A 24,097-nucleotide genomic window follows, 5' to 3' on the forward strand; every position below is an offset into this window, starting at 1 on the left:
ATGTATTTTTGCCCATGTTGTATTTAGGTGTGGTAACTCAAATATAACAGCACAAAGGGTAGCTTTTATCGCTACCCTTTTTTTATAAGCAAAAATATTTTCTCCGGACAACAGTGAAATAAATTCAGCATGACGATCGAGTAAGTTAGAGAGGCTAAAAATTATCACCACAAATTAATAGTAATCGAATCAAGGTCGATAGATTTCTCGACTTCGTTGCAACTCCGCTCGAAATGACGATCGATCTAGAATAGAAATACTTAACTCAACAAGCCCAACAGCTCTTTCTTGGTTAAATTTTTAAAGAAACTACCCTCTGTTTGGATCAGATTCTTAACCAGATCTTTTTTAGTTGCCTGAAGTTTCATAATTTTTTCTTCAATCGTATCGGGGCAGATTAATCTAACAGCCATTACATTTTTATGCTGGCCAATTCTGTATGCCCTATCTATGGCCTGGTTCTCTACCGCAGGGTTCCACCAGGGATCAACCAGGTAAACATAATCCGCTTCTGTTAAATTCAACCCGGTACCACCGGCTTTTAAACTGATCAGAAAAACCGGAATATCGGCATTCTCCTGAAATGATGCAACTGCTTCAGCTCTTTTTCGTGTTCGCCCGGTGAGGTATTCATACCTGATCCCTTTATTTTCCAATTGCTTTTTAATCAGATCGAGCATGGTTACAAACTGAGAAAAAACAAGAATTTTATGCTTACCGGCTTTACTTTCGATCTGTTCCATTAATACATCAATTTTTGAAGAAGCCTGCAGATAAGATTTTCCATCAGCCAGTAAGGCTGCCGAATTACAGATCTGCCTTAAAGTGGTAATACTTTTCAATACATGCATCGAACTTTTAGGCAGCTCATCCTCCTGTTTACCTAAAACATAATCCTGAATTTCCTTTTTGTTCGCTTCGTACACTTCGCGCTGTTCCGCTCCCATTTCGCAATACAGTACAATTTCAGTTTTATCAGGAAGCTCTTTCGCTACCTGTTCTTTGGTTCTGCGGAGAATAAACGGTCTTATTTTTTTCTGGAGTTCTTCTGCCCTTTTACTATCCTTAAACTGATCGATAGGAGTTGAATATAAATCGGCAAACTGTTGTTTACTGCCAAACAAACCGGGACAAGCAAATGACAGCTGCCCATATAAATCAAAGGTATTGTTCTCAATCGGTGTTCCCGTCATCGCTACTTTATTTCGCGATTGAAGCATCCGAACTGCTTTATAACGCTGCGAATCGGGATTCTTAATCAGCTGCGATTCATCTAGAAAGATATAGTTAAAGCGATAATCTTTCAGGAAACGGATATCAGAAAGCAACGTTCCGTATGAAGTTAAAATAATTTCGTAATCATCGAAAGTATCGGTGGTTTTGGTCCGTTCGCCAGCATAAATGGTTTTTACCTTTATAGATGGTGCAAACTTCTTTACTTCGGCCTTCCAATTAAATATTAATGAGGCGGGTACAATCACCAGATTGGTATTGTGTTTTACTTTTTCACGCTGTGATAGAATGAACGCCAAAGCCTGAATGGTTTTACCCAATCCCATATCATCGGCCAAACAAGCGCCAAAGTTAAAGTCATCTAAAAAGTTGAGCCAGTTTAAGCCATCTTTCTGGTAATGGCGTAAAGTTGCGGTTAAATCTTTTGGTACCTCTACTTCTTGAATAGAATTAGTACCGTCAAACTTTTGCTTGTACAGTTTTAATTCATTTTTTACCTCACCATCCAGCAAAGCATCTTCGTAAAGTTCGTTTATAGAAGCAAACTTAATTTTTGGTGTTAGAATGGCATCCTCTGTTACTTCACCGGCATTAAAATAAGCAGAAAATTTTTCTATCCATTCGTGAGGAAGTATGCCTTGGGTGCCGTCATCAAGTGTTACAAACTTACTTTTGTTCCTGATCGATTTATGGAGATGTTTCAGCGCCACCTGTTGTTTGCCAAACTTCACCTTTACTTTGGTTTCGAACCAATCTGTTCCGCTGAGCACCTCGATATTAATTTTAGCTTGAAATTCGCTCAGTTTATTGTTTTTGAGCTGGTTGAATCCTAAAACATGAATGCCTTTACTCCGCCATATTTCAAAAGCATCCAAGAACCAGGTTTCTTCCAGAAACCGTTTACGGTGCAGATAAAAAGAATCGTTGGTTTCCTGATCATAAAAATGTGGATGTTGTTTTAAAATATCCCCAATAAACTGCAGTTCAGCCGCTTCATCACGATGCAGGGTAAAAAGATTGCCGAGTTTATCTTGTGCCTGAATCTGCTTTTTAGAAAGCACAGGAATTTCCAGGTTTCCATATCGCATTACCGGGGTAAGGAGAATATAATCTTCAGATTCTGAAAGGTAGATTAACTGCTCGTTTTCTAGATCAAAACCTTTTTCTTCGATCTGGGTTTTGGTAGCAGGTTTTAAATAAGAATAATCAACACGGATGCTACCCTCTAAAGGCACCAGAATAACTTTTTGAAATTCTGGATATTTGGTTTTATGCAGGATTAACCTGTTACTCTGTTTTTTGAAAAACCCGATTACCCGCAAAAAATCTAGCCTGCCGATTAAATAAAGTTGGTTGTGAAGTTTCACAAAATACTGGTGTACCAATACCAGGTTATCCAGCTCGTATGATTTTCCTTCGATAATCAACCGACCTGTAATTTCGTAGTAATCATCGCGCTGATTTACTGAAAGGTGTAAATCTACTTCCAATAAATGTGCATCAACGGCAGTAATGGTGGAGGCTTGAACAGTCCCAGCCTGCTTACTATCTTGCAGGTAAAAAGGAATCTGTAGCGGATTTTTAACAATTGCTTTCAAGGCTTCAATTTCTACCTCACTTTGATCCTGATTATAATGCTGTTGAAAAGCAGCAATGCCGCTATAAAACTTTATCTGATCATTATCATCAGTTTTAAACAGTAAATCAGCCGGATTGATTCCTTTAATAGGATTTTTGACCTTGCCATTTTTAGTAATTTTGGCTTCGAATAATTCTACCGTTAAATGATTATAATAGCGGTGCTGCCCAAAAACCAGGATCATTTGATCTGAATCGCTTTTAATTGGCAATTTTGCTTTAGGTTGATTAGCGGGCAATAAAAGTTCCTGTAAATTTTGCTGGGCCTCTTTGTTAAATGGCTGGAGGGCATCCATTTTTGGCCGGATGGCAACCTGGCCGTTTTCGTAACGGAGATTGAACAGCAGATCGAGATGCGCCTCTTTTTCCAACCCGTAATCGATTGCAATTTTAGCGAGCTTTTGTTGACGCAGGTTACTATCGAAAAAAATAAGCAGATCCTGGCGCTGCAGGATATTGTACAAAACCCTCGCCTGGTGTTCGCATAGCTTATGTTTCGGTGTAGCGCAACGGCAAGAGAGTTTTACCGAGTTTTCATTTTGCTGCACCTGAACGATTGGAAAAGGCAATCCAGAAGCTCCATCGCTAAAAGCTGCATAATCGACCTCAACCTGTTCTGGAAAGAGCTGATAAAAGCCTTTAACATCGGTATGGATCAATCCGCTTAGATGTCTGAGGATAACAATCTGGCTGAGATCTTTCAGGTTAAAATCCTTTAAAATATAATCGTAAGGATTTTGTTCTGATACTGGATGCACGGTTTCCTGTTCACTCATTTAAACTAAAATAGCTGAATGATAAAAGTAATCAATAATAAGTTTTAGCTAAAACTCCATTTTTGTTTTTTATACACCATTAATCAATATAAATGATTTTTTAGTATAGCAAAACCATATATGCTGTGTACTACAACGGTGAAAATGACTATTATGGCACTGGAAGCGAAGAAATTCGCTTTACAATATCTTCAATTACATCAACCGATCTGAGGATTTTATAATGGCCCACCTCTTCAAAAGGTTTTGAACTAATAGTGGGGTATTTATCCAAAAATTCTTTTAGAAATGGGTATGGTGAAATATGATCGGCAGGATCATAAGCCAGAAAATGATCTAAATCAGGACTTAACTGATAAAGTTCAGTCAGGTTAAAATGATCGGCAGGCACGGGAAATTCTCTGGCAAAGTTGCTAAAAAACACATCCTGATCTTTAACTCCAATATTTACCGAGTCTAAACTCTGCTCAAAATTCTCTTTCAACCTGATTAATGGTGCAATGCTAATGAGCAAATGAGGATTTAAACCAAGCGCCTGTAATGCAATCACATTGGCCATACCACCAAGTGAATGTCCGATCAGGACATCAGGTTGTGCATAATTTAAAACAATCGATTTTACTGAATCTGCATATAACATCAGGTTGGAAAACTCGGAGATTGAACTTCCGTTACCAGGTGCATCAAAAGCGATAATCTCCAGGTCTTCTATTTTCTGGAGTTCAATAATCAGTTCATAAAAATCTAAAGCTTTTGAGGCCCAGCCATGAGTAAGCAACACTTTTCGTTTTCCATTTCCCCAGCTAAAGTAGTTAATAGTTACGTTGGAATTAGTAAAATAGGTATCAAAAACGGGAAGGCTAAACTGTTTTGATGCAGCAATAAGCTGTTCCTGATGTAAGCGTAAAGGCATTTTGGGCGAATAAAAAATAAATTCGCGCATTAGTGCTGCATCAGGTGTTGCCTGTGTTAATTTAAGCTGATTTACAATTTGTTTTAGCCTTTTCAATACTACCTTTTTAATTTAAACCAAATGTGACTTTAAATCAGCCGGCGAATAGTTGATCGATTTTAAAGTCTTATCATCAGACTTTCTGAACACCAAAAACAGTCCGTCTATTTCTTTGTAATAAGATTCGGTTCCGTCTTTATCTAAATAAAACCGGATGGTTTGTTCGGCCTCTTCTACCGTTTTACAGGCTTTACTCATGTTAGAGCGGTGAACTTCATCAAATAACGTTTTAAATTTTCCACCCAGGCCAAATTCGTGGATGGCACCGGCCAAAACATATTGCAAATCGCAAAGCGCATCCGCAATTTCTACTAGGTCATCATTTTCTACGGCTTCCTGTAATTCTTTCAACTCTTCTGCTAAAAGCGAAATACGCAAATTGGCCCGCTGCTTTGAAGGAATTACCGGATTTTCCAAAATGGGATGTTTAAAGGTAGTGTGAAACTCTGCAACCTGATTGAGCGAATTTGTTTCTTGCATGGTGGTATTTAATTTGATCTTGATGCAGCAAACATAAAAAAAACGAAAGAAACATTAGGGAGAATTTATGCACACTGGCAGGTTAACCGGTTGATTGTTCAAACTGGTTAATTGTCCCGTGGTAAAAATTGTTAGATTGCTAAATTGTTATCTGCAAATTGCCAACTGAAAACTGGTGAGAATGTTAACTGGTTAATTGATGTTTGAATTGCTTTATTGCTGAATTGTAAACCAACCAGTGGGCTAATAGATTCATTTATATCGTTATTTTCTTTGCCACGGAAACACGGATTGCACGGAATTTACTTTTTATCTTGAGTTTTAGCCATTATTTTCTACCATGAAGAATATGAAGTTTGAATTTGCCGTATGATCCTTAATGACCTTAATTTCTTAATGATTCCAGGAGCCAAAGCATTACAGCGTTTTTAAGATTAAGAGGATTAAGTTTTTTAAGCACGAGTTAAAAGAGACACGCCATTCTGAATTTATTTCAGAATCTATGTGTTAGTTTTTTTGCTGTAGCAACACAGATTTGCAAAGATTTACCTTGAGTTTTACTCTTTACATTTTTACCATTAAGGGGTTAAGAACATGAAGATATAAAACGGTTTACCGGAGATCAATCCCAACAATTGAACAATCTAACAATAACCAACTATACCTCAATTAACCAGTTAACCGATTTATACAATTAACCAAACTATCCATTCTTCTTCCCCTCTCTCACCACTTTAAAAAACGCTTCCTTATAGGTTTCGCCGATGGGAAGGGCTTGATCGCCAATGTAAACAGTATTTCCATCTATCATTTTAATCTTTTCGAGAGAAATAATATACGATTTGTGTATGCGGTAAAAAGGGGGCTGAGGCAGTTCAGTCTCCAACTCACGCAGTGCCTGGTAAGTCACAATTCTTTGGCTGGCGGTATACACCGAAACATAGTTTTTCAACCCCTCTATATAGAGAATTTCTTCATAATTAACCTTGATAAATTTGTTTTTGGTATCGCCCTTGATGAAAATAAAATCGTTTCCTTGTGCGGCCTGTTGTATAACAACTTCTTGCTGAACAGGCGCTACTGGCATTAAAATCTGTTGCGCTTTCGTAGCTGCTTTATAAAAACGCTCGTAGGAGATCGGTTTAAGCAGATAATCTACCACATCAAGATCAAAGCCTTCCAAAGCGTATTCCGGGTAGGCCGTGGTTAAGATTACTTTGCATTTACCGCCACAGATTTTCAAAAACTGAATTCCCGTCAATTCCGGCATCTGTATATCCAAAAAAACAAGGTCTACTTTTCCTTCCTGAACCAGGTTAAGTGCTTCAAAAGCATTGGTAGTGGTTCCAACCAAATCTAAGAATGGGGTTTTATGGATAAAGGCAGCAATAATATCTGAGGCATAAGATTCATCATCAACAGCAAGGCAACGGATCATAGGTAAAAGTTTAGGGTTTGGTGGTTAGCGTTTGGCGAACTAAATATTTCAATGATACAAATTATGCATCAGAGATGTAAGATCAAAGTGCTTTTATAAGTATTACCATTGTTAGAAATTAACAATTCATGTTTTTCGGGATAGATCAGATCTAACCTCCGGTGGATATTTACCATACCTATACCGCTTGAGTGGTCTTTTTGTGCATGGCTGATCTTATTGCTTACTTCAAAACTTAATCGTTTGTTCTGTACTTTGAGTCTAATACGCACTGGCTGGGCCTCATCAGTCACCACACCATGTTTAAAAGCATTTTCAACAAAAGGGATCAATATCAGCGAAGCTATTTTTTGATTGGCAATGCCCTCGGTTGTAAAGTCGACATAAAATTTGGGTTCAAAACGCATCTTAAATAATGCCACATAACTCTCAAGATATTCTACTTCCCTATCTAAACTTACTTTGCCATCCGGGCTATCGTTCAGTGTATACCGCATTAAATCTGATAAACGCAAAACAGCATTGGCCAGTTTATCAGAAACAGGAATAGCCAGGGAATAAACATAATTTAAAGTATTGTACAGAAAGTGTGGATTGATCTGCGATTTGAGAAATGAGAGTTCTGCTTTAACCACTTCTTCTTTAAGTTTTCTGTGCATCTGCTCAGATTTAAAACTTTGCTCGATACCATAAACCGCAGCTGGTGTGACAATGAACCCAATACTCCAATAAATATTATCTGAGATATATTCCCAGGCAGTTGTACGGTCATCATAGTTATGAAAACCAAGCCATTTTAAATAAAGCACTTCTTCTATTAAATACCTAAGTGCAATAAATACCCCGATGGTAAACAAAATGCCACCAATTAACTGAAGGACTTTATTCTTTTTTAAAAATCTTGGATATACCCATAAGTAACAGATGTAGAACTCTATCACTTGTATAAAATTCATAGAGATACTCAAAGCTGCCTTGCTAAAAGTTGTTCCATCAATTAAATGACCACCATAAAAATAGCCTAATACGAGTATCCAGCAGAGAATATGAATGGACATGATTTTTATTGTTTTCATGCCATAAAACTATACAAAGCTTTTTTAACTGCCTATTTTCTTATTCCAAACCAGCAAATAATTATCCCAACCTATATAATTTAAGGATCAATACCTTTTATTGCCAAAAAAAGCATTGGGATAATATTTTAAAGGGTTGGGATTATTTAATTTTCAGATATAGGCAACTGTTTCATCTTTGAATCGTCAATTATAAAACAACACGATGATGAACCGCTTATTTAAATCTGCTCTTTTTATTTTGCTTATTTTTAGCCTTCAAAGCGCTATTGCTCAAAACATTAAAATCTCAGGAACTGTTACCGATAAAAGTAATAAAGCACTTGATTATGCTTCAGTTGCTTTAGTCCACCTACCCGATTCGGCTTCAGTTGCCTTACAGGTTACCAATCAACAGGGAATTTATGAGTTTGCCAACGTTAAACCTGGCCAATACCTCGTTAAGGCATTAATGATGGGTTACGGTAAAAATCAATCTGCACCATTTGAAGGAAAAGATATGCCTATTAAAGTTCCATCAATCATACTGACAGACCGGTCCCAAAATCTGAAAGATGTAAACATTATATCAAAAATGCCGGTAATTGATCAAAAAGCAGACCGGGTGATTGTAAACGTAGAACAGATGAATACCGCAGGTGATAATGCATTGGAAGTAATCAGCAGGTCGCCAGGTGTAAAACTCGACAAGGACGATAACATTGTTCTGAAAGGTAAAAAAGGAATCAATGTAATGATTGATGGTAAGATCAGTTACATGACGGGCCTGGAATTAACCACTTACCTAAAATCGCTGCCCGGATCTGTATTAAGTAAAATAGAACTGATTTCTAATCCTCCATCTTCTTTCGATGCCGCAGGTACGGCAGGGATCATCAACATTAAACTGAAAAGAAATAAAATGCAGGGATTTAACGGAAATATGAATCTGGGTGGTGGCTATGGCCGTTATGCAAAAGTTTACGCAGGCACCAACCTGAATTACAATATCGGCAAGGTAAGCACTTATGTACGCTTAGACGCCGGACATTTTAACTCATACAACAGGTTAACGTTAAATAGAACCATTGGCGATGAACAATATAACCAGCTTAATTTCTGGCACCCGATAACCAACAGCTTAAATTATTCTACCGGCGGCGATTATTTTATCAACGAGAAACATACATTAGGCATAATGGTAAAAGGCTTTACTGCTCCTGAAGAGACAAAAGTAAACAGCAGTTCGGTGAATTATAATGCGGCCGGTATGAAAATGGGCGGAACATCCATGTTCAATCCACAAAGCAATACTGAAAAAAACCAGGCCTTTAACCTAAACTACCGTTTTAAAACGGATACACTAGGAGGAGAACTGGGTTTTGATGCCGATTATGTGCAATACGATAATAGTAAAAACGAAACTTTCAACAATAATTACCTGGATGCAAACGACCAGTTGATTGGCAATCCTATCGATTTACGCAATAAAGGCATGGGCAACGTTTCTATCTACTCCATCAAGGCTGATTATAGCTTAAATTTTTCAAAAACACTCAAAATGGAAACCGGTTGGAAAAGCAGCTGGGTAAAATCGCAGAGCGATGTCCGTTTCGACTCGTTAAAAACAGCAGGATGGATTAACGATCCCGGTAGAACCAATGCTTTTTTATACAACGAAAATATTAATGCAGGCTATCTTTCACTCGATCAAAGTTTTAAAAATATACAGATCAAAGCAGGTTTACGCGCAGAACAAACTTTAGGTAATGGCAGCTCATCAGGCACCAATACCTTAATCGACCGAAAATACTGGAAGCTCTTTCCCACGCTTTTTGTTTCCTTAAAACTCGACTCGAACAACCTCATCACAGCCGCCTACCGTAAGAGTATCAACAGGCCATCATATAGTAGCTTAAATCCATTTACCTTTTATTCCGATCCATATACTGCCCTGCAAGGAAATCCGCTACTACAGCCATCATATGCCAATAGTTTCGAATTTAATTACTCGATTAAAAACTTCAGGGTGCTTACTTTAAGTTATTCGGTTAACAATGGTTCGATATCGGAAGTGGTTTATCAGAACAATAGTACAAAAGAAAGTATCTCCAGACCAGAAAACCTGAACCGCACGACAAACTTTTACATGGCCACAGGGAGTCCTTTTAATGTAACCAAATGGTGGAACAACAGTACCGAAGTTTCTGCGGGATTTAACCGTACCGAATCAGCCGTACAGGGAAATGGGTACAATGCTTTCTCCTGGAACTGGTCTGTAATAACAGATAATACCATTACCTTACCAAAAAACTATAGCTTATCGGCTTATGCTTTTTACGATTCACCTTCTGTTTCCGGCCTTTTCCGAAGCTTAGGAAGTTATCAACTTAATATTGGCGCTAAAAAATCATTCTGGAACAAAAATGCCACACTGGCACTAAAAGTAAACGATATTTTTAATACGAGTAAATTTAGGGCCAACCTGGAGTACAATAACATTAAAACCTATTGGCAAAACGAATGGGAAAGCCGCAGGATAAACTTAAGTTTCACCTATAAATTCGGGAACATGAAAATCAAAACTGCCCGTAAAAGACAAACCGGAACAAGCGATGAAGAAAACAGGGTAGGCAAAAATTAAGAACGATAGTTAAATAAAAAATCGGTTAACTGAACTGGTGTTATACAGTTAACCGATTAATCCGTTTCAATAATTAAACCAGCTACAAAACCAATAACATCCAAATATTACAGGCATAATGGCCGGAGTTGCCCAGCGGACCTGCGAGTTTTTTAAACCCAGCCTTTTCGTACATGGTAATGGCTTTGGCAAGTTCCGGAAAAGACTCCAGGTAAATTTCATTATAACCATATTGCTGTGCAGATGTTATGCTTTTTTCCATCAGCATTCTGCCAATACCTTTACCGCGAGAGGCTGGAAGGGCATAAAATTTAACGAGCTCGACACAACCGTCCGGCAAGCCATCTGTCGGGTAAATACCGCAGCCACCAATAATAACCCCATCCTCTTCGGCCAGCCAATAAGCCGATTTAGGGTGTTCGAAAAGTGTCGACAAATCGTCGGTTGTCGGATCGGTATAAACAGTACCTGGCTTGTCTACTTTAAATTCTTTTAAAACCGATCGGATCATGGAAGCAGTAGCAATATTATCTGCTGGAGTGATCTTCCTAAGGGTTATGGCCATATCTAATAATTTTATGTAAAATTAAAAAACGACCTATTGTTTTAAAATAAAAGCAAACAAAATACAATCGAATTCCATTATAAATATTAAAATAGATTTACACCATGGAAAACGAAGAAAACAAAAAAGACACAATACAGGGCAACGATCATCCAAAACCAACAGATAATGTACAGCTGGAAATAGAAACTGTAACGCCATCAACAGAAAAGGAAACAGCTCAACCAAGTGAATCTGCTCAAAAAACAGGAGAAGCTGAAGATCAGGAAAAAGCAAAATCTGATGACCAAGTTGAAAAAGCAGATACGACGGAAAAACCAGCTGAAGAAAGTAAAACTGACGCTGATGATGAGCGTGATGATATTGAAACCGCTACACCTAGCGCCTAAGTTAATTTTGGTTAAACGCATATTGCAGCTGAAATAGTTTTAGTATTTTGGCGTTATGAATGATATGAAAAAGAAACTATTGCTTTTCCTATTTACCATAAGCATTTTTGGCTGTGGGATAAACAGGCAGGCACAGCAGATAAAAGCCCTGGAAGACTGCAACTACAAGATTACCGGAGTAAAACAAGTATCGATTGCAGGTACTGATGTTAAAACATTAATGGATCAGCAAAGCTTTAGTTTAACCAGCTTACCTGGGGTGGCATTAGGCTTATTAAGAAAAGATATTCCTTTAAGAGCAAACCTGAATTTAGAAATAACCAATCCATCTAGTAGTTTAGCAGCTATAAACCAGTTTGAATATAAAATATTGGTTAATAATACTGATCTGGCAGAAGGCATTGTTAATCAGAATGTGAGCATTGCCCAAGGTCAAACCGTCACTGTTCCGGTACAGTTGGTGAGCAATATCTATGGTTTGATATCTAATGGAAATGTTTTTAACGATATTATTAAGGCTGCAAAAAAAGGGTCATCATCAAAAGATGAAAAATTAGGTTTATTAACCATTAAAATAAGACCAACCTTTATGCTGGGCAGTACACCTGTTAAATATCCGGGGTACATTACCATCAATAAAGACATCAGCAGTAAAATACTATTGTAAATACGATCTTAAACAAAAAATGCCCGCTAACTAAAGATGTTAAGCGGGCATTTTTATTTGCACTTTGTTAAAATTTCTTATGAGGTGTCATAACCATCCCCTTAAAGCCATTTAGATCCAACTTTTGGTCCAGCTCCCTTAATTGAGCTATCGATAATTTTGGTACTGCTGTGGTTGTAGCGCTTAAACTAGACGTTTTTTTCGCTGTAGTTACAAAATTACCATTCTTAGCATACGTTAATGCGTAATTCAACAAGGTCTCGGTTTCATCACCCCATGCTTTGCTTAAATCTTCCGGCGATTCTTTATCAACGGTAAGGCCAGAATAATAGCTACCAACACCAAGTTTATTTTTGGTTTCAAATTCTGGAATATACATGTCCACCTTATCTATTCTGATCGGAAAGAAACCTACAGGTTTACCGTACGTTGTTCTCCCAATTAGCTTTACATCCATTACCGGTTTTAAGCTATTAATTGTGAGCTCGCTCGCAGATGCAGTAGACCCCGTTACGATAAAATAAACCCTGTTTAATGTTAAACCGCCAGTTTTTGCAAACTTCTCTACATTATCGGCTGCTGTAGACGAATAATTTAAATCTGCATAAGTAGCATACTTTCCGTTTACACCTGTAGTAAAGGTTTGCAATTTACCTGCATCATCTAATAGCGGTTGGTGTGCCAAAACAGAGATTTTTCGCTGAGCAGTAGTAATGGTTTGCAGGTAGTTATTGTAATAAGAGGTAAACATCGTATTACCGTTTTCACCGGCGGGGACCATCAGATTGATCATTTCGATAGCTGTTGAAACATAGCCCCCACCATTATAGCGTAAATCAACAACCACTTCGCTCACACCCTGCGTTGCAAAATTAGAAAAAACTGCACTTATTGCTGAAGAAGCATTATTGGTAAAACTATTAAATACAATATAACCTACTTTCTTGGTGCCAGCTGTGTAAACGTTTGTAAACAAGATCGGATTAACCGTATATGTACCGCTTGAAATAACAGCTGATTTCGGGTTACCAGCAATATCATTAAAAGCTAAGGTAACCGTCGCGTTTGTGCCAAAAATAGCGTTATTTAAAAAATTAACCGCACCAGGATAGGTCAGATCGGTTCTTCCATTCACACTGGTGATCCTACAGCCACGGGTTAAACCCTGCGATGCTGCCGGCGAGTTTGGATAAACATATTTCACCATCAGGTCTGTGGTACTATTGTAATTGTACTGAACAGAAAAACCGTAATCATTTGCCGAACCGTTTACATCTGCTTTAAGCGACCCTGTTTTTCCTGTAGTAGCTGCAGTATAGTCGAAAAACGAATATTTAGGTTCACCAGAATTACTTACATATTCATATGGCTTTCCTGTTGTAGGATCTAAGGAATATTGTGTCATGGCATAAAGTTCAGCTTCATTCGAACTAAATCTTCGTGGATTAAACACGTCATACGCTGGCAGCGAAGTATTCCAATAATAAAGTTCCTTGCCGTATAAAAAAATAGAATCTTTAGTCAATTCATCCCGCGTTCCGCTAGGTGTTGTCACAACAGGTGGAGTTTCGGTCTCCGGTACTGTACTGCTCTTTTTACAGCCGTTAATTGCTCCGAAGCTTAAAAAACCTAGTATTACCAGGTAAAAGAATTTCTTATTTCTCATAGAGATTATTGTAGTATAATGTTCAATATACGTATTAGGCAATGTTAAGGTTGTTCACAATAAAGTTTTATCTATCCAAAAACTTCATTCCTTTCAAAATATTGTATGTTTATTCCTGCATAATGAAGTACGTAAATCTACCGATTAAATTCTTGTCACTGTAATATTTATTAAATTTCAAGAGATATTTTAAAAAGTGTTCAGGTATTAACCGCTATGCCCCCATAAATTGTCGCCTTTACACCGCTTCAGTCAATCAGATCATTTGCATATTTGTTAGAGTAAATTAATAATCAAAATATTAAAATGTAAGTCTTAATTCAGTTTTAGTAAAAACCAATGACAACCTAAATTATACCTTATGGAAAAAATTAAATTTAAAACCACCATCAACGCCACAAAAGAGAAAGTTTGGGAAGTACTCTTTGGTGTAGAAACTTACCCCAAATGGACTGCTGTGTTTGCTGAAGGATCGCAGGTAGAAACCGACTGGAAAAAAGGAAGCAGGGCAATTTTTGGTGATGGCAAAGGAAATGGTATGCTTGCGGTAATCCATGAAAATATACCCCATCAATATCTGTCCATTAAACACATCGGCGAAATAAAAGATGGGAAAGAAACGTTGCACAACTGGGGCGAATCTTTCGAAAACTACACCTTGAACGAGAAAGACAGCATAACCGAGCTACTGATCGATATGGACATCGTTAAAGAATGGGTCGAATACTTTCAGGAAACATGGCCAAAAGCCTTAGCTAAAGTGAAAGAGATAGCCGAAAAAGGATGAACAACTCAAAATAATAAAAAAGATAAGACTAAAAAATCTCTTAAAAACCAAAAAAGCCTTTCATTACTGAAAGGCTTTTAGAAGTGGTGCCACCTGGATTCGAACCAGGGACACAAGGATTTTCAGTCCTTTGCTCTACCGACTGAGCTATGGCACCCCCTTTTGGGATTGCAAATGTAGTATTCTTTTTTCCAATTCCAAAAAAGGATTTGAATTTATTTTAAAAAAATACAGAACAATTTAACCGAATAACTTCATTTTTCTGACAATCAATAAGATGCCATCCAAAAAAATTTTTTATTTATTCTACCAATTTTATGAATCAATGTAACCCAACGGGTTTTAGCGATCAGATCAATTAATCTCCGAAATAATAGACAAAGTATAGAAACCAAAAAAGCCTTTCATTGCTGAAAGGCTTTTGGAAGTGGTGCCACCTGGATTCGAACCAGGGACACAAGGATTTTCAGTCCTTTGCTCTACCGACTGAGCTATGGCACCATCCGTTTGGGATTGCAAATGTAGTGTTCTTTTTTCAAAAGCAAAACTTTTTTTCGATTATTTCATTGTAACACTGATTATCAATTAATTAATTTTTAATTTTTCAAAAAGCAGGCCTTAATCGTTTTTTAGAATGAATACAAACAAATATTTTTTATTATTTTTTTATGCATGCATAGTAATTTATTTAGATTAATATCCTATTTTAGCATGACAATCTAATATTGCATGGTAGCACAGATCCTTTTTCTAGTACTTACACTTGCAGCAATTGCGCTGTTTACAGTTAACTTGCGTAAAATAATTCGCAATATCCGCTTAGGCAAACCGGTAAATCGACAAGATCAACCGCAAAAAAGATTAATGACCATGATTCGGGTAGCTTTCGGGCAATCGAAAATGGTTGTTCGCCCTATCCCTGCCTTTCTCCACTTTTTTGTTTACATCGGCTTCGTCATTATCAACATCGAAGTTTTGGAAATCATGATTGATGGATTATTCGGCACCCACCGTATTTTTAACGGTTTAGGTGGTCTTTATAACTTTCTGATCGGCTCTTTCGAAATCCTGGCCCTTACAGTTTGGGTTTCCTGTGCCATTTTTCTTGTCCGCAGAAACATCCTAAAACTTAAACGCTTTAGTGGTGTAGAGATGAAAAGCTGGCCAAAATCTGATGCCAACTATATCCTTATCACCGAGATTTTGTTAATGAGTGCTTTTTTGTTCATGAATGCAGCAGATGCAAAACTCCAGCTTTTGGGCGCCAGCCATTATGTTAATGCCGGTGCATTCCCTGTAAGCCAGTATTTAATCAACATCTTACCATCATCAGAAAGTGCGTTGGTTATTGTTGAACGCAGCTGCTGGTGGTTCCACATTATCGGTATTTTGGCTTTTTTAAATTACCTGCCTTATTCGAAACATTTCCATATTCTTTTTGCCTTTCCAAACACCTACTTTTCCAATCTGGAGCCCAAAGGCGAATTTACCAATATGGCCTCGGTTACCAATGAGGTAAAAGCGATGCTCGATCCTTCGTTTGTTCCAGCTGAAACCGAACCGGGTAAATTTGGCGCCAAAGATGTAACCGATTTAAGCTGGGTAAACCTGATGAATGCTTATACCTGTACTGAATGTGGAAGATGTACGTCGGTATGCCCGGCAAATATTACAGGAAAACTTTTATCGCCGAGAAAAATTATGATGGATACCCGCGACCGGATTACCGAAGTGGGCCAGAATATTGATAAACATGGCGCAACGCATGAGGACGGGAAATCGTTATTGGACGATTACATCAGCAGAGAAGAGATCTGGGCCTGTACCAGCTGTAATGCCTGTGTAGAGGCTTGTCCGGTAAATATAGATCCATTACAGATTATTATGGAGTTACGTCGTTTTGCCGTGATGGAAGAATCGCAGGCACCGGGAAGTATTAATGCGATGCTGGGCAATATTGAAAATAACCAGGCACCATGGAAGTACTCTCCTGCTGATCGTTTTAACTGGGCACAAGAAAGTTAGCATTTGGCAGTTTTCAGTTAACAGCTTTCAGTTGAAAATAAATTAAAATAATTACATGAAGTCTTGATACCGATACTTCATACTTGATACTAGATAATAGACAAATGGAATTTAAAGTCCCTACAATGGCCGAGTTAATGGCCGCAGGTGAAGAACCAGAAATATTATTTTGGGTAGGTTGCGCCGGAAGTTACGATGAAAGAGCGCAGAAAATTACCCGCGACATTTGCAAAATCTTACATCATGTAGGTATTAAATATGCAGTTTTAGGAACAGAAGAAAGCTGCACAGGAGATCCTGCCAAAAGAGCCGGGAACGAATTCCTTTTCCAGATGCAGGCCATGACCAATATTGAGGTATTGAACGCTTATAACATCAAAAAAATCGTTACGGGTTGTCCACATTGTTTCAATACCATTAAAAATGAATATCCCGGTTTAGGCGGCACTTATGAAGTGATCCACCATACGCAACTGATACAAGATTTAATTAACGAGGGCAAACTGAAAGCCGAAGGTGGAGAAAGTTTCAAAGGCAAAAAAATCACCTATCACGATCCATGTTATCTGGGTCGCGGGAATGGAATTTACGAAGCCCCCAGAAAAGCTTTAGAGGTACTTGATGCGCAGTTGGTAGAAATGAAACGCTGCAAAAGCAATGGCTTATGCTGCGGTGCCGGTGGCGCTCAGATGTTTAAAGAACCAGAGAAAGGAAATAAAGACATCAATGTAGAACGTATTGATGAGGCTTTAGAAACCAGTCCACAGGTTATTGCAGCGGGTTGCCCGTTCTGTATGACGATGTTAAGTGATGGCATTAAGCTAAAAGATAAAGAACAGGAAGTTAAGGTATTGGATATTGCAGAGATTACGGCAAGGGCAAATGGGCTGTAGCCATCGTTTAACCTAAATAAAGGAGCTATATCATTAGCGTAATTGTAAGTTTAATCCCGGGGATTAGGTTTCGTCATTCCTAACCCGACTGGAACCCTGTAATACTCATGAGCACCAATAAAAAAAAACAAAAAAATTACTAAATAATTTTAATGCAAATGCTTTAAAATTCCCGCCTGCACGAAGAATAACGACATATGACTTTGCTCAAAAACAAACAATTTTAAATGATCATCTGATGCTTTATTTTTTAGGAAAGCAATTGCGGTTTTCTATAGGCTAATTTCTTCCTGCTCTACCTCCTGCCATGAAAAATGGCATCCGTTCGATCAGGTTTAGCTTGGTTGTTTTTCTGCTGCAATGCCGGTTTTCCGTGCCACAGACTTAGGTTTATAGCCCTGATCGGAGCGGCATCCCCCGATCCTTCATCGGGGATAAAGCGTAGAGCAGGAATAACTTTAAAAAAAGCGAATGACATTGCGCTCCGAAAACAATCAACAATTCTAATTTTTATTTATTAATTGTTGACCAACAAGAGGCTGTAGTGCTTGCTTATTTTTTAGGAAAGCAATTGCAGTTCTCCATAGCTAATTTCTTCCTGCTCTACCTCCTGCCATGAAAAATGGCATCCGTTCGATCAGGTTTAGCTTAGCCATTTTCCTGCTGCTATGCCGGTTTTCCGTGCCACAGACTTAGGTTTATAGCCCTGATCGGAGCGGCATCCCCCGATCCTTCATCGGGATAAAGCGTAGAGCAGGAATAACTTTAAAAAAAGCGAATGACATTGCGCTCCAAAAAACGATCAACAATTCTAATTTTATTTATTAATTGTTGACCAACATGCGGTTGTAGTGCTTGCTTAGTTTTTAGGAAAGCAATTGCAGTTCTCTATAGGCTAATTTCTTCCTGCTCTACCTCCTGCCATGAAAAATGGCATCCGTTCGATCAGGTTTAGCTTAGCCATTTTCCTGCTGCTATGCCGGTTTTCCGTGCCACAAGCCCAAGTTTGTAGCCCTAATCAGAGCGGCATCCCCCGATCCTTCATCGGGGATAAAGCGGAGAGCAGGAATAACTTTAAAAAAAGCGAATGACACTGCGCTCCAAAAGCAGCCAAAAATCTTTATATCACCATGCAATCTCGCTTATTCTTGGAAAGCAATTGCAATATCTCAAATGTTAATTCTTTATCTATGGCTTTTGAAGAATCGAAACCTCTGCATTAATTTTATTCAGGTTATCGCGGATGAGATTTAAATCTTCTGCCTCCATATTTTTTAAGGGGATAATAACCTGGGTCGCCATCGAATCTACATCGCCCCCCTTATCTTTATACGTCTGTACAATCACATCATCACCTTTGGTATGGATATATAATTTACCCGAAGTGGTTGTACCATAATAGTCCATATCTTTAAATTTCGACAGCTTGAATGCGAAATACTCTGTTTTACCGTTATTAAAATATCGCTTGTAACGGCAAAAGCCATTGTTGGTAACATTTAACTCGTAGCGTTTTATCCGGTCGCTTTCCTGGCTGTTGTCATAATGATCGGTAAATGTTTTATGGAGATAGCTGGCACATTGCTCCATGGATTCGGGGTCGGAAAAAGCACATAAAAACATACAACAAGCCGGAAGTAGGGACATTTTCAAGCAGCGTGTAAACTTTTTCATCGGGTTAGCGTTTTAAACACAGCAATTTAATTAAAATCGTAAATTTGTATATGAGTTTTTCTCCACAATCAAGAGTTTGGATATACCAAAGCGATCGCAAATTTACTTCTACTGAAGAAACTGAGATCTTAAACAAGTTAGCGGCTTTTACGAACCAATGGACAGCGCACGGAAATGAATTGCTTGCAAAAGCAGAAATACGTTATGGCTTTTTTATTGTCCTAACCGTTGATGAAAGTCAGGCAGGTGTTACTGGTTGTTCTATTGATAGCTCCGTTCGTCTGATCAAAGAAATTGAACAGGAATATCACGTAGATCTTTTTAACCGTTTCAATATTGCCTATAAGGTAAATGGCGAAGTGGTGGTAAACAGCAAGGAAGATTTTGAAACCCTGGTAAATATAAAGCAGGTAACACCAGAAACTATTGTATTTAACAATATGGTTCAAAACCTGGCGGAGCTTGAAACGAAGTGGGAAGTTCCTTTTAAAAACAGCTGGCATTCTACTGTTTTCGCACATTTATTATAAGCCCATGTTCATTGTAGATCTTAAATATATCGTTCCGCTAACCGAGTTAGATGCCCATATGGAAGCCCACGTGCAGTATTTAAAGAAATACTACAAAAAGAATATTTTTGTGGCTTCGGGCAGAAAGGTGCCCAGAACTGGTGGAATTATTTTGGCCCTGGCTAAAGATGAGAATGAATTAAAGAAAATTTTAATGGAGGACCCATTTTATAAACACCGTTTGGCCGACTTCACCATTACACATTTCTTCACCTCACAATACCATCCTGATCTGGAATCGCTTTTAGGCTAAATTGATTTATTGGAGCTGCTCCTACTGCAGCTATTTTTATTGTAAGCCAAACAATTAGCTAACAAAAAACATTATATTGATTAAATCAAATCATGTTTATGAAGCGCTGGCTTAAAATCTCTTTAAAAATCGTATCGGTTTTCGTTATCCTGATTATCTTAACCTGGTTGGCAGGCGCTTTTTACATCAGCCGAAATAAAAAAGAAGTATTGTCTTCTATCCTTTCGCAACTGAATAAAAATTTAAACGGACAGATTACCGCTACAAGCATGGAGCCTACGCTGCTAAAAAGCTTTCCGGGTGTTTCTGTTTCGTTAAATGGCGTTTTGTTAAGGGATAGCTTATGGGCGCGGCATAAACACGATCTGTTAAAAGCACAGGATATTGATGTATCGCTAAATGTACTCTCGCTTATTTTAGGCAATATCAATATTAAGCAGATTGCCATCAATAATGCTTCCATTTATATCTATACCGACTCAACAGGCTATAGCAATACCAGTATCTTTAAAAGTAAGCCTAAAACCGATAAAAAATCATCGCCAAAATCCTCAGCGCTGGAGGTTAAAAAGATTGATTTTAACCAGGTAAGTTTGGTATTGGATAATAAAAAAAGATTTAAACTGTTCAATTTTAACATTGATCAGATCCAGGGTAGGATGGAATATCCGGATAGTGGCTGGACGGGGAAAATTAAGTTACAGACAAAAGTAAATAGCTTTGCCTTTAATACCCGTAAAGGTAGCTTTCTGAAAGATAAAACTTTAGATGGCACCTTAAATGCGCATTATAGCCGTGATCTGGATGCGATTATCCTAAGTCCAGAAGTCCTGAATATTGGTGGTCACCCATTTAAAATCGGTGCCAAAATAGAATTGGCTAAATCTGCTTTTGCCATTAGCATTGCTGTTGATGATATTTTATTCAGAGATGTTGCTTTACTCTTATCACCCAATATTTCCTCCAAACTGCTAAAATTTGGCATTGAAAAACCGATCAATATCCGGGGAAATATTATCGACGACGGGTCAGGAAAATATGGAGATCCTTTGATTAACGTTGGCATAACAGTAAGGGATAATGTGGTTTCTATCCCGGCGGGCAAATTAACAGCCTGTAATTTTGATGGCTCCTTTACCAATCGCGATACCGTTGGCGGCATTATTGGCGACGAAAACTCGTCCATTAAGTTTCATAAGCTCACCGCAAAATATTTTAATGCACCGCTTAAAATCGATACGTTCACGGTAAATAATTTAGCTCGTCCGATTGCCACTGGATTGGTCACCTCGCAATTCCCGTTAACTAATCTAAACCATTCATTAGGCACAAACGATTTTGAATTTAAAAACGGAACAGCCAACTTAAAGTTATACTGCAAGGCTGATATTGATAATTTCAGGTTTACCAAACCGGTTGTTTCGGGTAAAATACAAATCGCCGATGCCGACATTCTTTACATCCCAAGAAAACTACATCTGGTAAAAAGTGCTTTAGACATCGATTTTAACCAAAATGATTTATCCATACAGAATGGGCATTTCCAATTGGGAAAAAGCGAACTCAATGTAAGCTGTAGCATTGCCAACTTTGCCAACCTGTATTATACTGCGCCTGAAAAAATATTGGTCAATTTAAAAATGTCGAGCCCTCAACTTTACCTAAAAGAGTTTTTACCCTTCTTAGGACCAAGAACAGCAAAGAAAAAGACAAGTAGCAATAAACAAGTCGTTTCCAAAGAGCTGAGCAATGTCTTAGAGCTCTCCAAAATGAACATCCGTTTAACCGTAGATAAAGCGATTTATGATAACTTCCTTGCCAAAAACCTCGATGCCGACATTTCTTTACGTGGTGGGGGGATATTTTTCAACAAAATAAGCGTCATGCATGCTGGCGGACAATTATCGCTAAATGGGAATATTATGCAGGAAGCAGCCTCGAACAGTTTTAAAATCAATTCGAAAATTAGCCATGTAAGCGTGAAAGATTTCTTTTATTCGTTTGATAACTTTGGCCAAAATACCATTACCAATAAAAATTTAAAAGGTTATTTATCAGCGTTGGCTAACATTTCAGGAAAAATATCGCACACAGGAAAAATTCTTCCGCGATCGATAAATGGTAAAGTGGTGTTCAACCTGAACAATGCTGCACTGGTTAATTTCGAGCCGATGGTTAAGGTTGGAAAATTTGCTTTTGCAAACAGGAACCTGTCAAACGTTGAAATCAAAAACCTTGATGGAACTCTTAACGTGCGCGGTGACAAAGTAGAAATCAGTCCAATGCAGGTAAACTCAAGCGCTTTAAACTTTAACGTAAAAGGCATTTACGCTTTGGGAACTGGTACAAATGTAGAGATGGACATTCCACTAAGAAATCCAAAGGGCGATGAGAACCTAACCAAATCAGAAAAAAGAGAAGCCCGTATGCGTGGCATTGTATTGCATTTAAAAGCCATTGATGACGAAAACGGCGGAATAAAAATCAGGTGGAACAAGGATCACGACTAGTTTTAGTCCCAAGTCTGGAGTCCAAAGTCCTTAGTCGATAAATGGACTGAAGACTCAGGACTTTAGACTGCGGACTAAAAATCAAGCGGTCCTAACCTGTTCATATTTCTTAAGATAAGGTATTGGCGATGTCTGATGTATGGCGTTGCATTTTTAGGTGTCCACCTTCTGGGGTTTGGAAAACAGGATGCAATTAAAGCAGCTTGTTTCTTGGTTAATTTTGTGCACGATTTGCCATAATACGCTTGAGCAGCAGCTTCGGCGCCATAAATTCCGTCGCCCATTTCAATTACGTTCAGGTAAACTTCTAATATTCTTTCTTTGCTCCAAAAAAGCTCTATCAATAAAGTAAAATAAGCTTCGAAACCTTTTCTGATCCATGATCGGCCAGGCCAAAGAAAAACATTTTTAGCCGTCTGTTGCGAAATGGTACTTCCACCCTTTACCTTTTTCCCTTTGGCGTTACTGGCAAAAGCTTTTTCGATGGCTTTCATATCAAAACCAATATGTGTTAAAAAAAGCTGATCTTCCGCAGAAACGGCTGCCCTTTTCATATTATCAGAAATATCTTCAAATTTTACCCATTTTTTTTCTGTTTTAAAAGGTTTTCCATCTGCTTTACGCTCAATATTCCGCAGAACCATTAAAAGGGTAATAGGTGGATTGATGAAACGAAGCGCAATAACCCAAAATACAGAAACCAATAAAAAATATACAAATACTTTTGTAGCCACATTGGTAATCTTCTTTAGCAGAGGATGTTTTGCTTTGCTTCTGGTCTTGGTTGCCCGCGTTTTTGCCATAAGCGCAAAGGTAATTAAAGAGATGGAAAATGAAGCGATAATGACGGCCTTAATTGCGCCTATATTGATTCAGCACACACACCTAACAGGGTTATTTATGCTGATAAATAAGTTTGTTTATGTATTTTAGACCAACAGAGAATCAACTGTTCTCATTCTCTAGCTACAAGAAAAACCGAATATTGGAACCACGAATGATTAACCCAATGAAAAAACTTACTTACCTATTTCTTGCCCTTAGCTTATGGGGCTGCAGCACTACTAAAAACATCAATAATAAGTCTGAAAAGTGGATTACACTTTTTAACGGGAAAGACATCAAGGATTGGAATGTTAAAATCCACCATCACGATTATAATGTAAATTACGGCAATACTTTTAGGGTTGAAGATGGCATTATCCAGGTTCGATATGATCAATATGGCGATTTTAATGATCAGTTCGGCCACCTTTATTACAAAACACCTTTTTCATATTATCATTTAAAGTTAAAATATCGTTTCGTTGGCGAATTGCAAAAAGGCGCACCTGATTATACGTTACGCAATAGCGGTGTGATGTTCCATGCTCAGGATCCGAAAACAATGCCTAAGGAACAAGACTGGCCAATTTCGATTGAGATGCAGTTCTTAGGTGGTTTGAGCGATGGTCGCCCCCGCCCCACAGGAAATATGTGTTCGCCCGGTACCGATATTTTTTATAAAGGGAAGTTATATGATGGACATTGCCTGGACTCTAAATCTAAAACATACGATGGCGATCAATGGGTATCTGCAGAATTGATTGTGCTAGGCGATTCGCTTGTAAAGCATATTATAAACGGCGATACCGTTTTACAATATAGCAAACCTCAAATTGGCGGAGGCGTAGCGAACCGTTACGACCCGAAAATTAAAATAGATGGCAAAGCACTTAAATCTGGTTTTATTGCTCTACAAAGCGAAGGACAGCCGGTAGATTTTAAAGATATCGAAATCAAACAGCTCCCTATAACATCCGCTTCAAAATCTAAGTAAACAT

Annotated in this window: 19 protein-coding genes and 2 tRNA genes; 10 read left to right on the top strand and 11 right to left on the bottom strand. The window is 38.1% G+C overall.

The genetic code is table 11. The features are described from left to right. Nucleotides 1–260 precede the first annotated feature (260 nt). The 5 genes from BLR60_RS09135 to BLR60_RS09155 form a co-directional block, all read right to left on the bottom strand. The gene (locus BLR60_RS09135) at nt 261–3,647 is read right to left on the bottom strand and encodes a DEAD/DEAH box helicase (protein WP_090499023.1); all 3,387 of its coding nucleotides are present in this window, start codon (nt 3,645–3,647) and stop codon (nt 261–263) included. Between the two features lie 151 nt (nt 3,648–3,798). Next, entirely contained in the window at nt 3,799–4,656 is an 858-nt protein-coding gene (locus BLR60_RS09140; protein ID WP_090499024.1) for an alpha/beta fold hydrolase, read from the bottom strand. A 15-nt stretch (nt 4,657–4,671) separates the two neighbouring features. Further along, a complete protein-coding gene (locus BLR60_RS09145; RefSeq protein ID WP_090499026.1) occupies nt 4,672–5,139 on the bottom strand; it encodes a pyrophosphohydrolase domain-containing protein in 468 nt (155 codons plus the stop codon). A 703-nt stretch (nt 5,140–5,842) separates the two neighbouring features. Further along, the gene (locus BLR60_RS09150) at nt 5,843–6,577 is read right to left on the bottom strand and encodes a LytR/AlgR family response regulator transcription factor (protein ID WP_090499027.1); all 735 of its coding nucleotides are present in this window, start codon (nt 6,575–6,577) and stop codon (nt 5,843–5,845) included. Nucleotides 6,578–6,645: 68 nt separating this feature from the next. Further along, nucleotides 6,646–7,653: a sensor histidine kinase gene (locus BLR60_RS09155; protein ID WP_090499029.1), complete on the bottom strand. Its 1,008-nt coding sequence runs from the start codon at nt 7,651–7,653 to the stop codon at nt 6,646–6,648. A 205-nt stretch (nt 7,654–7,858) separates the two neighbouring features. On the opposite strand from BLR60_RS09155, the gene BLR60_RS09160 reads away from it, so the two are divergent. Further along, nucleotides 7,859–10,276 carry an outer membrane beta-barrel family protein gene (locus BLR60_RS09160; protein ID WP_090499031.1) on the top strand — a complete coding sequence of 806 codons (2,418 nt, stop codon included), beginning with the start codon at nt 7,859–7,861 and terminating at the stop codon, nt 10,274–10,276. Nucleotides 10,277–10,358: 82 nt separating this feature from the next. Here the strand turns inward: BLR60_RS09160 and BLR60_RS09165 are convergent, their stop codons facing one another. Next, nucleotides 10,359–10,841, bottom strand: a complete 483-nt coding sequence (locus tag BLR60_RS09165) for a GNAT family N-acetyltransferase (protein WP_090499033.1) — start codon at nt 10,839–10,841, stop codon at nt 10,359–10,361. 104 nt (nt 10,842–10,945) lie between these two features. Between BLR60_RS09165 and BLR60_RS09170 the strand changes: the two genes are divergently transcribed. Together BLR60_RS09170 and BLR60_RS09175 are read left to right on the top strand one after the other, a co-directional pair. Continuing rightward, entirely contained in the window at nt 10,946–11,230 is a 285-nt protein-coding gene (locus BLR60_RS09170; RefSeq protein ID WP_090499035.1) for a hypothetical protein, read from the top strand. 64 nt (nt 11,231–11,294) lie between these two features. After that, nucleotides 11,295–11,897, top strand: coding sequence for a Rossmann-fold NAD(P)-binding domain-containing protein (locus BLR60_RS09175; RefSeq protein WP_090499422.1), 603 nt, complete (start codon nt 11,295–11,297; stop codon nt 11,895–11,897). Nucleotides 11,898–11,964: 67 nt separating this feature from the next. Here the strand turns inward: BLR60_RS09175 and BLR60_RS09180 are convergent, their stop codons facing one another. Further along, the gene (locus BLR60_RS09180; RefSeq protein WP_143009052.1) at nt 11,965–13,563 is read right to left on the bottom strand and encodes a S41 family peptidase; all 1,599 of its coding nucleotides are present in this window, start codon (nt 13,561–13,563) and stop codon (nt 11,965–11,967) included. Nucleotides 13,564–13,924: 361 nt separating this feature from the next. Between BLR60_RS09180 and BLR60_RS09185 the strand changes: the two genes are divergently transcribed. Then, nucleotides 13,925–14,350, top strand: a complete 426-nt coding sequence (locus BLR60_RS09185; protein WP_090499037.1) for an SRPBCC domain-containing protein — start codon at nt 13,925–13,927, stop codon at nt 14,348–14,350. Nucleotides 14,351–14,434: 84 nt separating this feature from the next. Here BLR60_RS09185 and BLR60_RS09190 read toward each other — a convergent pair. Beyond that, nucleotides 14,435–14,507 (bottom strand) — tRNA-Phe (locus BLR60_RS09190). A 271-nt stretch (nt 14,508–14,778) separates the two neighbouring features. Continuing rightward, nucleotides 14,779–14,851 (bottom strand) — tRNA-Phe (locus tag BLR60_RS09195). 228 nt (nt 14,852–15,079) lie between these two features. Here BLR60_RS09195 and BLR60_RS09200 point away from each other — a divergent pair. Together BLR60_RS09200 and BLR60_RS09205 are read left to right on the top strand one after the other, a co-directional pair. Then, nucleotides 15,080–16,375 (top strand): 4Fe-4S dicluster domain-containing protein, encoded by a 1,296-nt coding sequence (locus BLR60_RS09200; RefSeq protein WP_090499039.1) that lies wholly within the window; start codon nt 15,080–15,082, stop codon nt 16,373–16,375. A 104-nt stretch (nt 16,376–16,479) separates the two neighbouring features. Continuing rightward, complete coding sequence (locus BLR60_RS09205; RefSeq protein WP_090499041.1) at nt 16,480–17,268, top strand: (Fe-S)-binding protein; 789 nt, start codon at nt 16,480–16,482, stop codon at nt 17,266–17,268. Nucleotides 17,269–18,456: 1,188 nt separating this feature from the next. Here BLR60_RS09205 and BLR60_RS09215 read toward each other — a convergent pair. Continuing rightward, nucleotides 18,457–18,942 (bottom strand): hypothetical protein, encoded by a 486-nt coding sequence (locus BLR60_RS09215; RefSeq protein ID WP_090499045.1) that lies wholly within the window; start codon nt 18,940–18,942, stop codon nt 18,457–18,459. Between the two features lie 50 nt (nt 18,943–18,992). Here BLR60_RS09215 and BLR60_RS09220 point away from each other — a divergent pair, with 50 nt between their 5' ends. The 3 genes from BLR60_RS09220 (at nt 18,993) to BLR60_RS09230 (ending at nt 22,274) form a co-directional block, all read left to right on the top strand. Beyond that, complete coding sequence (locus BLR60_RS09220; RefSeq protein ID WP_090499047.1) at nt 18,993–19,472, top strand: ABC transporter ATPase; 480 nt, start codon at nt 18,993–18,995, stop codon at nt 19,470–19,472. Nucleotides 19,473–19,476: 4 nt separating this feature from the next. Further along, complete coding sequence (locus BLR60_RS09225; protein WP_090499049.1) at nt 19,477–19,764, top strand: YciI family protein; 288 nt, start codon at nt 19,477–19,479, stop codon at nt 19,762–19,764. A 98-nt stretch (nt 19,765–19,862) separates the two neighbouring features. Continuing rightward, entirely contained in the window at nt 19,863–22,274 is a 2,412-nt protein-coding gene (locus tag BLR60_RS09230; protein WP_167354709.1) for an AsmA family protein, read from the top strand. Between the two features lie 74 nt (nt 22,275–22,348). Here the strand turns inward: BLR60_RS09230 and mtgA are convergent, their stop codons facing one another. Continuing rightward, nucleotides 22,349–23,077: a monofunctional biosynthetic peptidoglycan transglycosylase gene (mtgA, locus tag BLR60_RS09235; protein ID WP_090499053.1), complete on the bottom strand. Its 729-nt coding sequence runs from the start codon at nt 23,075–23,077 to the stop codon at nt 22,349–22,351. A gap of 206 nt (nt 23,078–23,283) precedes the next feature. Between mtgA and BLR60_RS09240 the strand changes: the two genes are divergently transcribed. Beyond that, nucleotides 23,284–24,093, top strand: coding sequence for a 3-keto-disaccharide hydrolase (locus BLR60_RS09240; RefSeq protein ID WP_090499055.1), 810 nt, complete (start codon nt 23,284–23,286; stop codon nt 24,091–24,093). The last annotated feature ends 4 nt before the right edge of the window (nt 24,094–24,097 follow it).

This window comes from Pedobacter terrae (assembly GCF_900100705.1).
Lineage (GTDB): Bacteria > Bacteroidota > Bacteroidia > Sphingobacteriales > Sphingobacteriaceae > Pedobacter > Pedobacter terrae.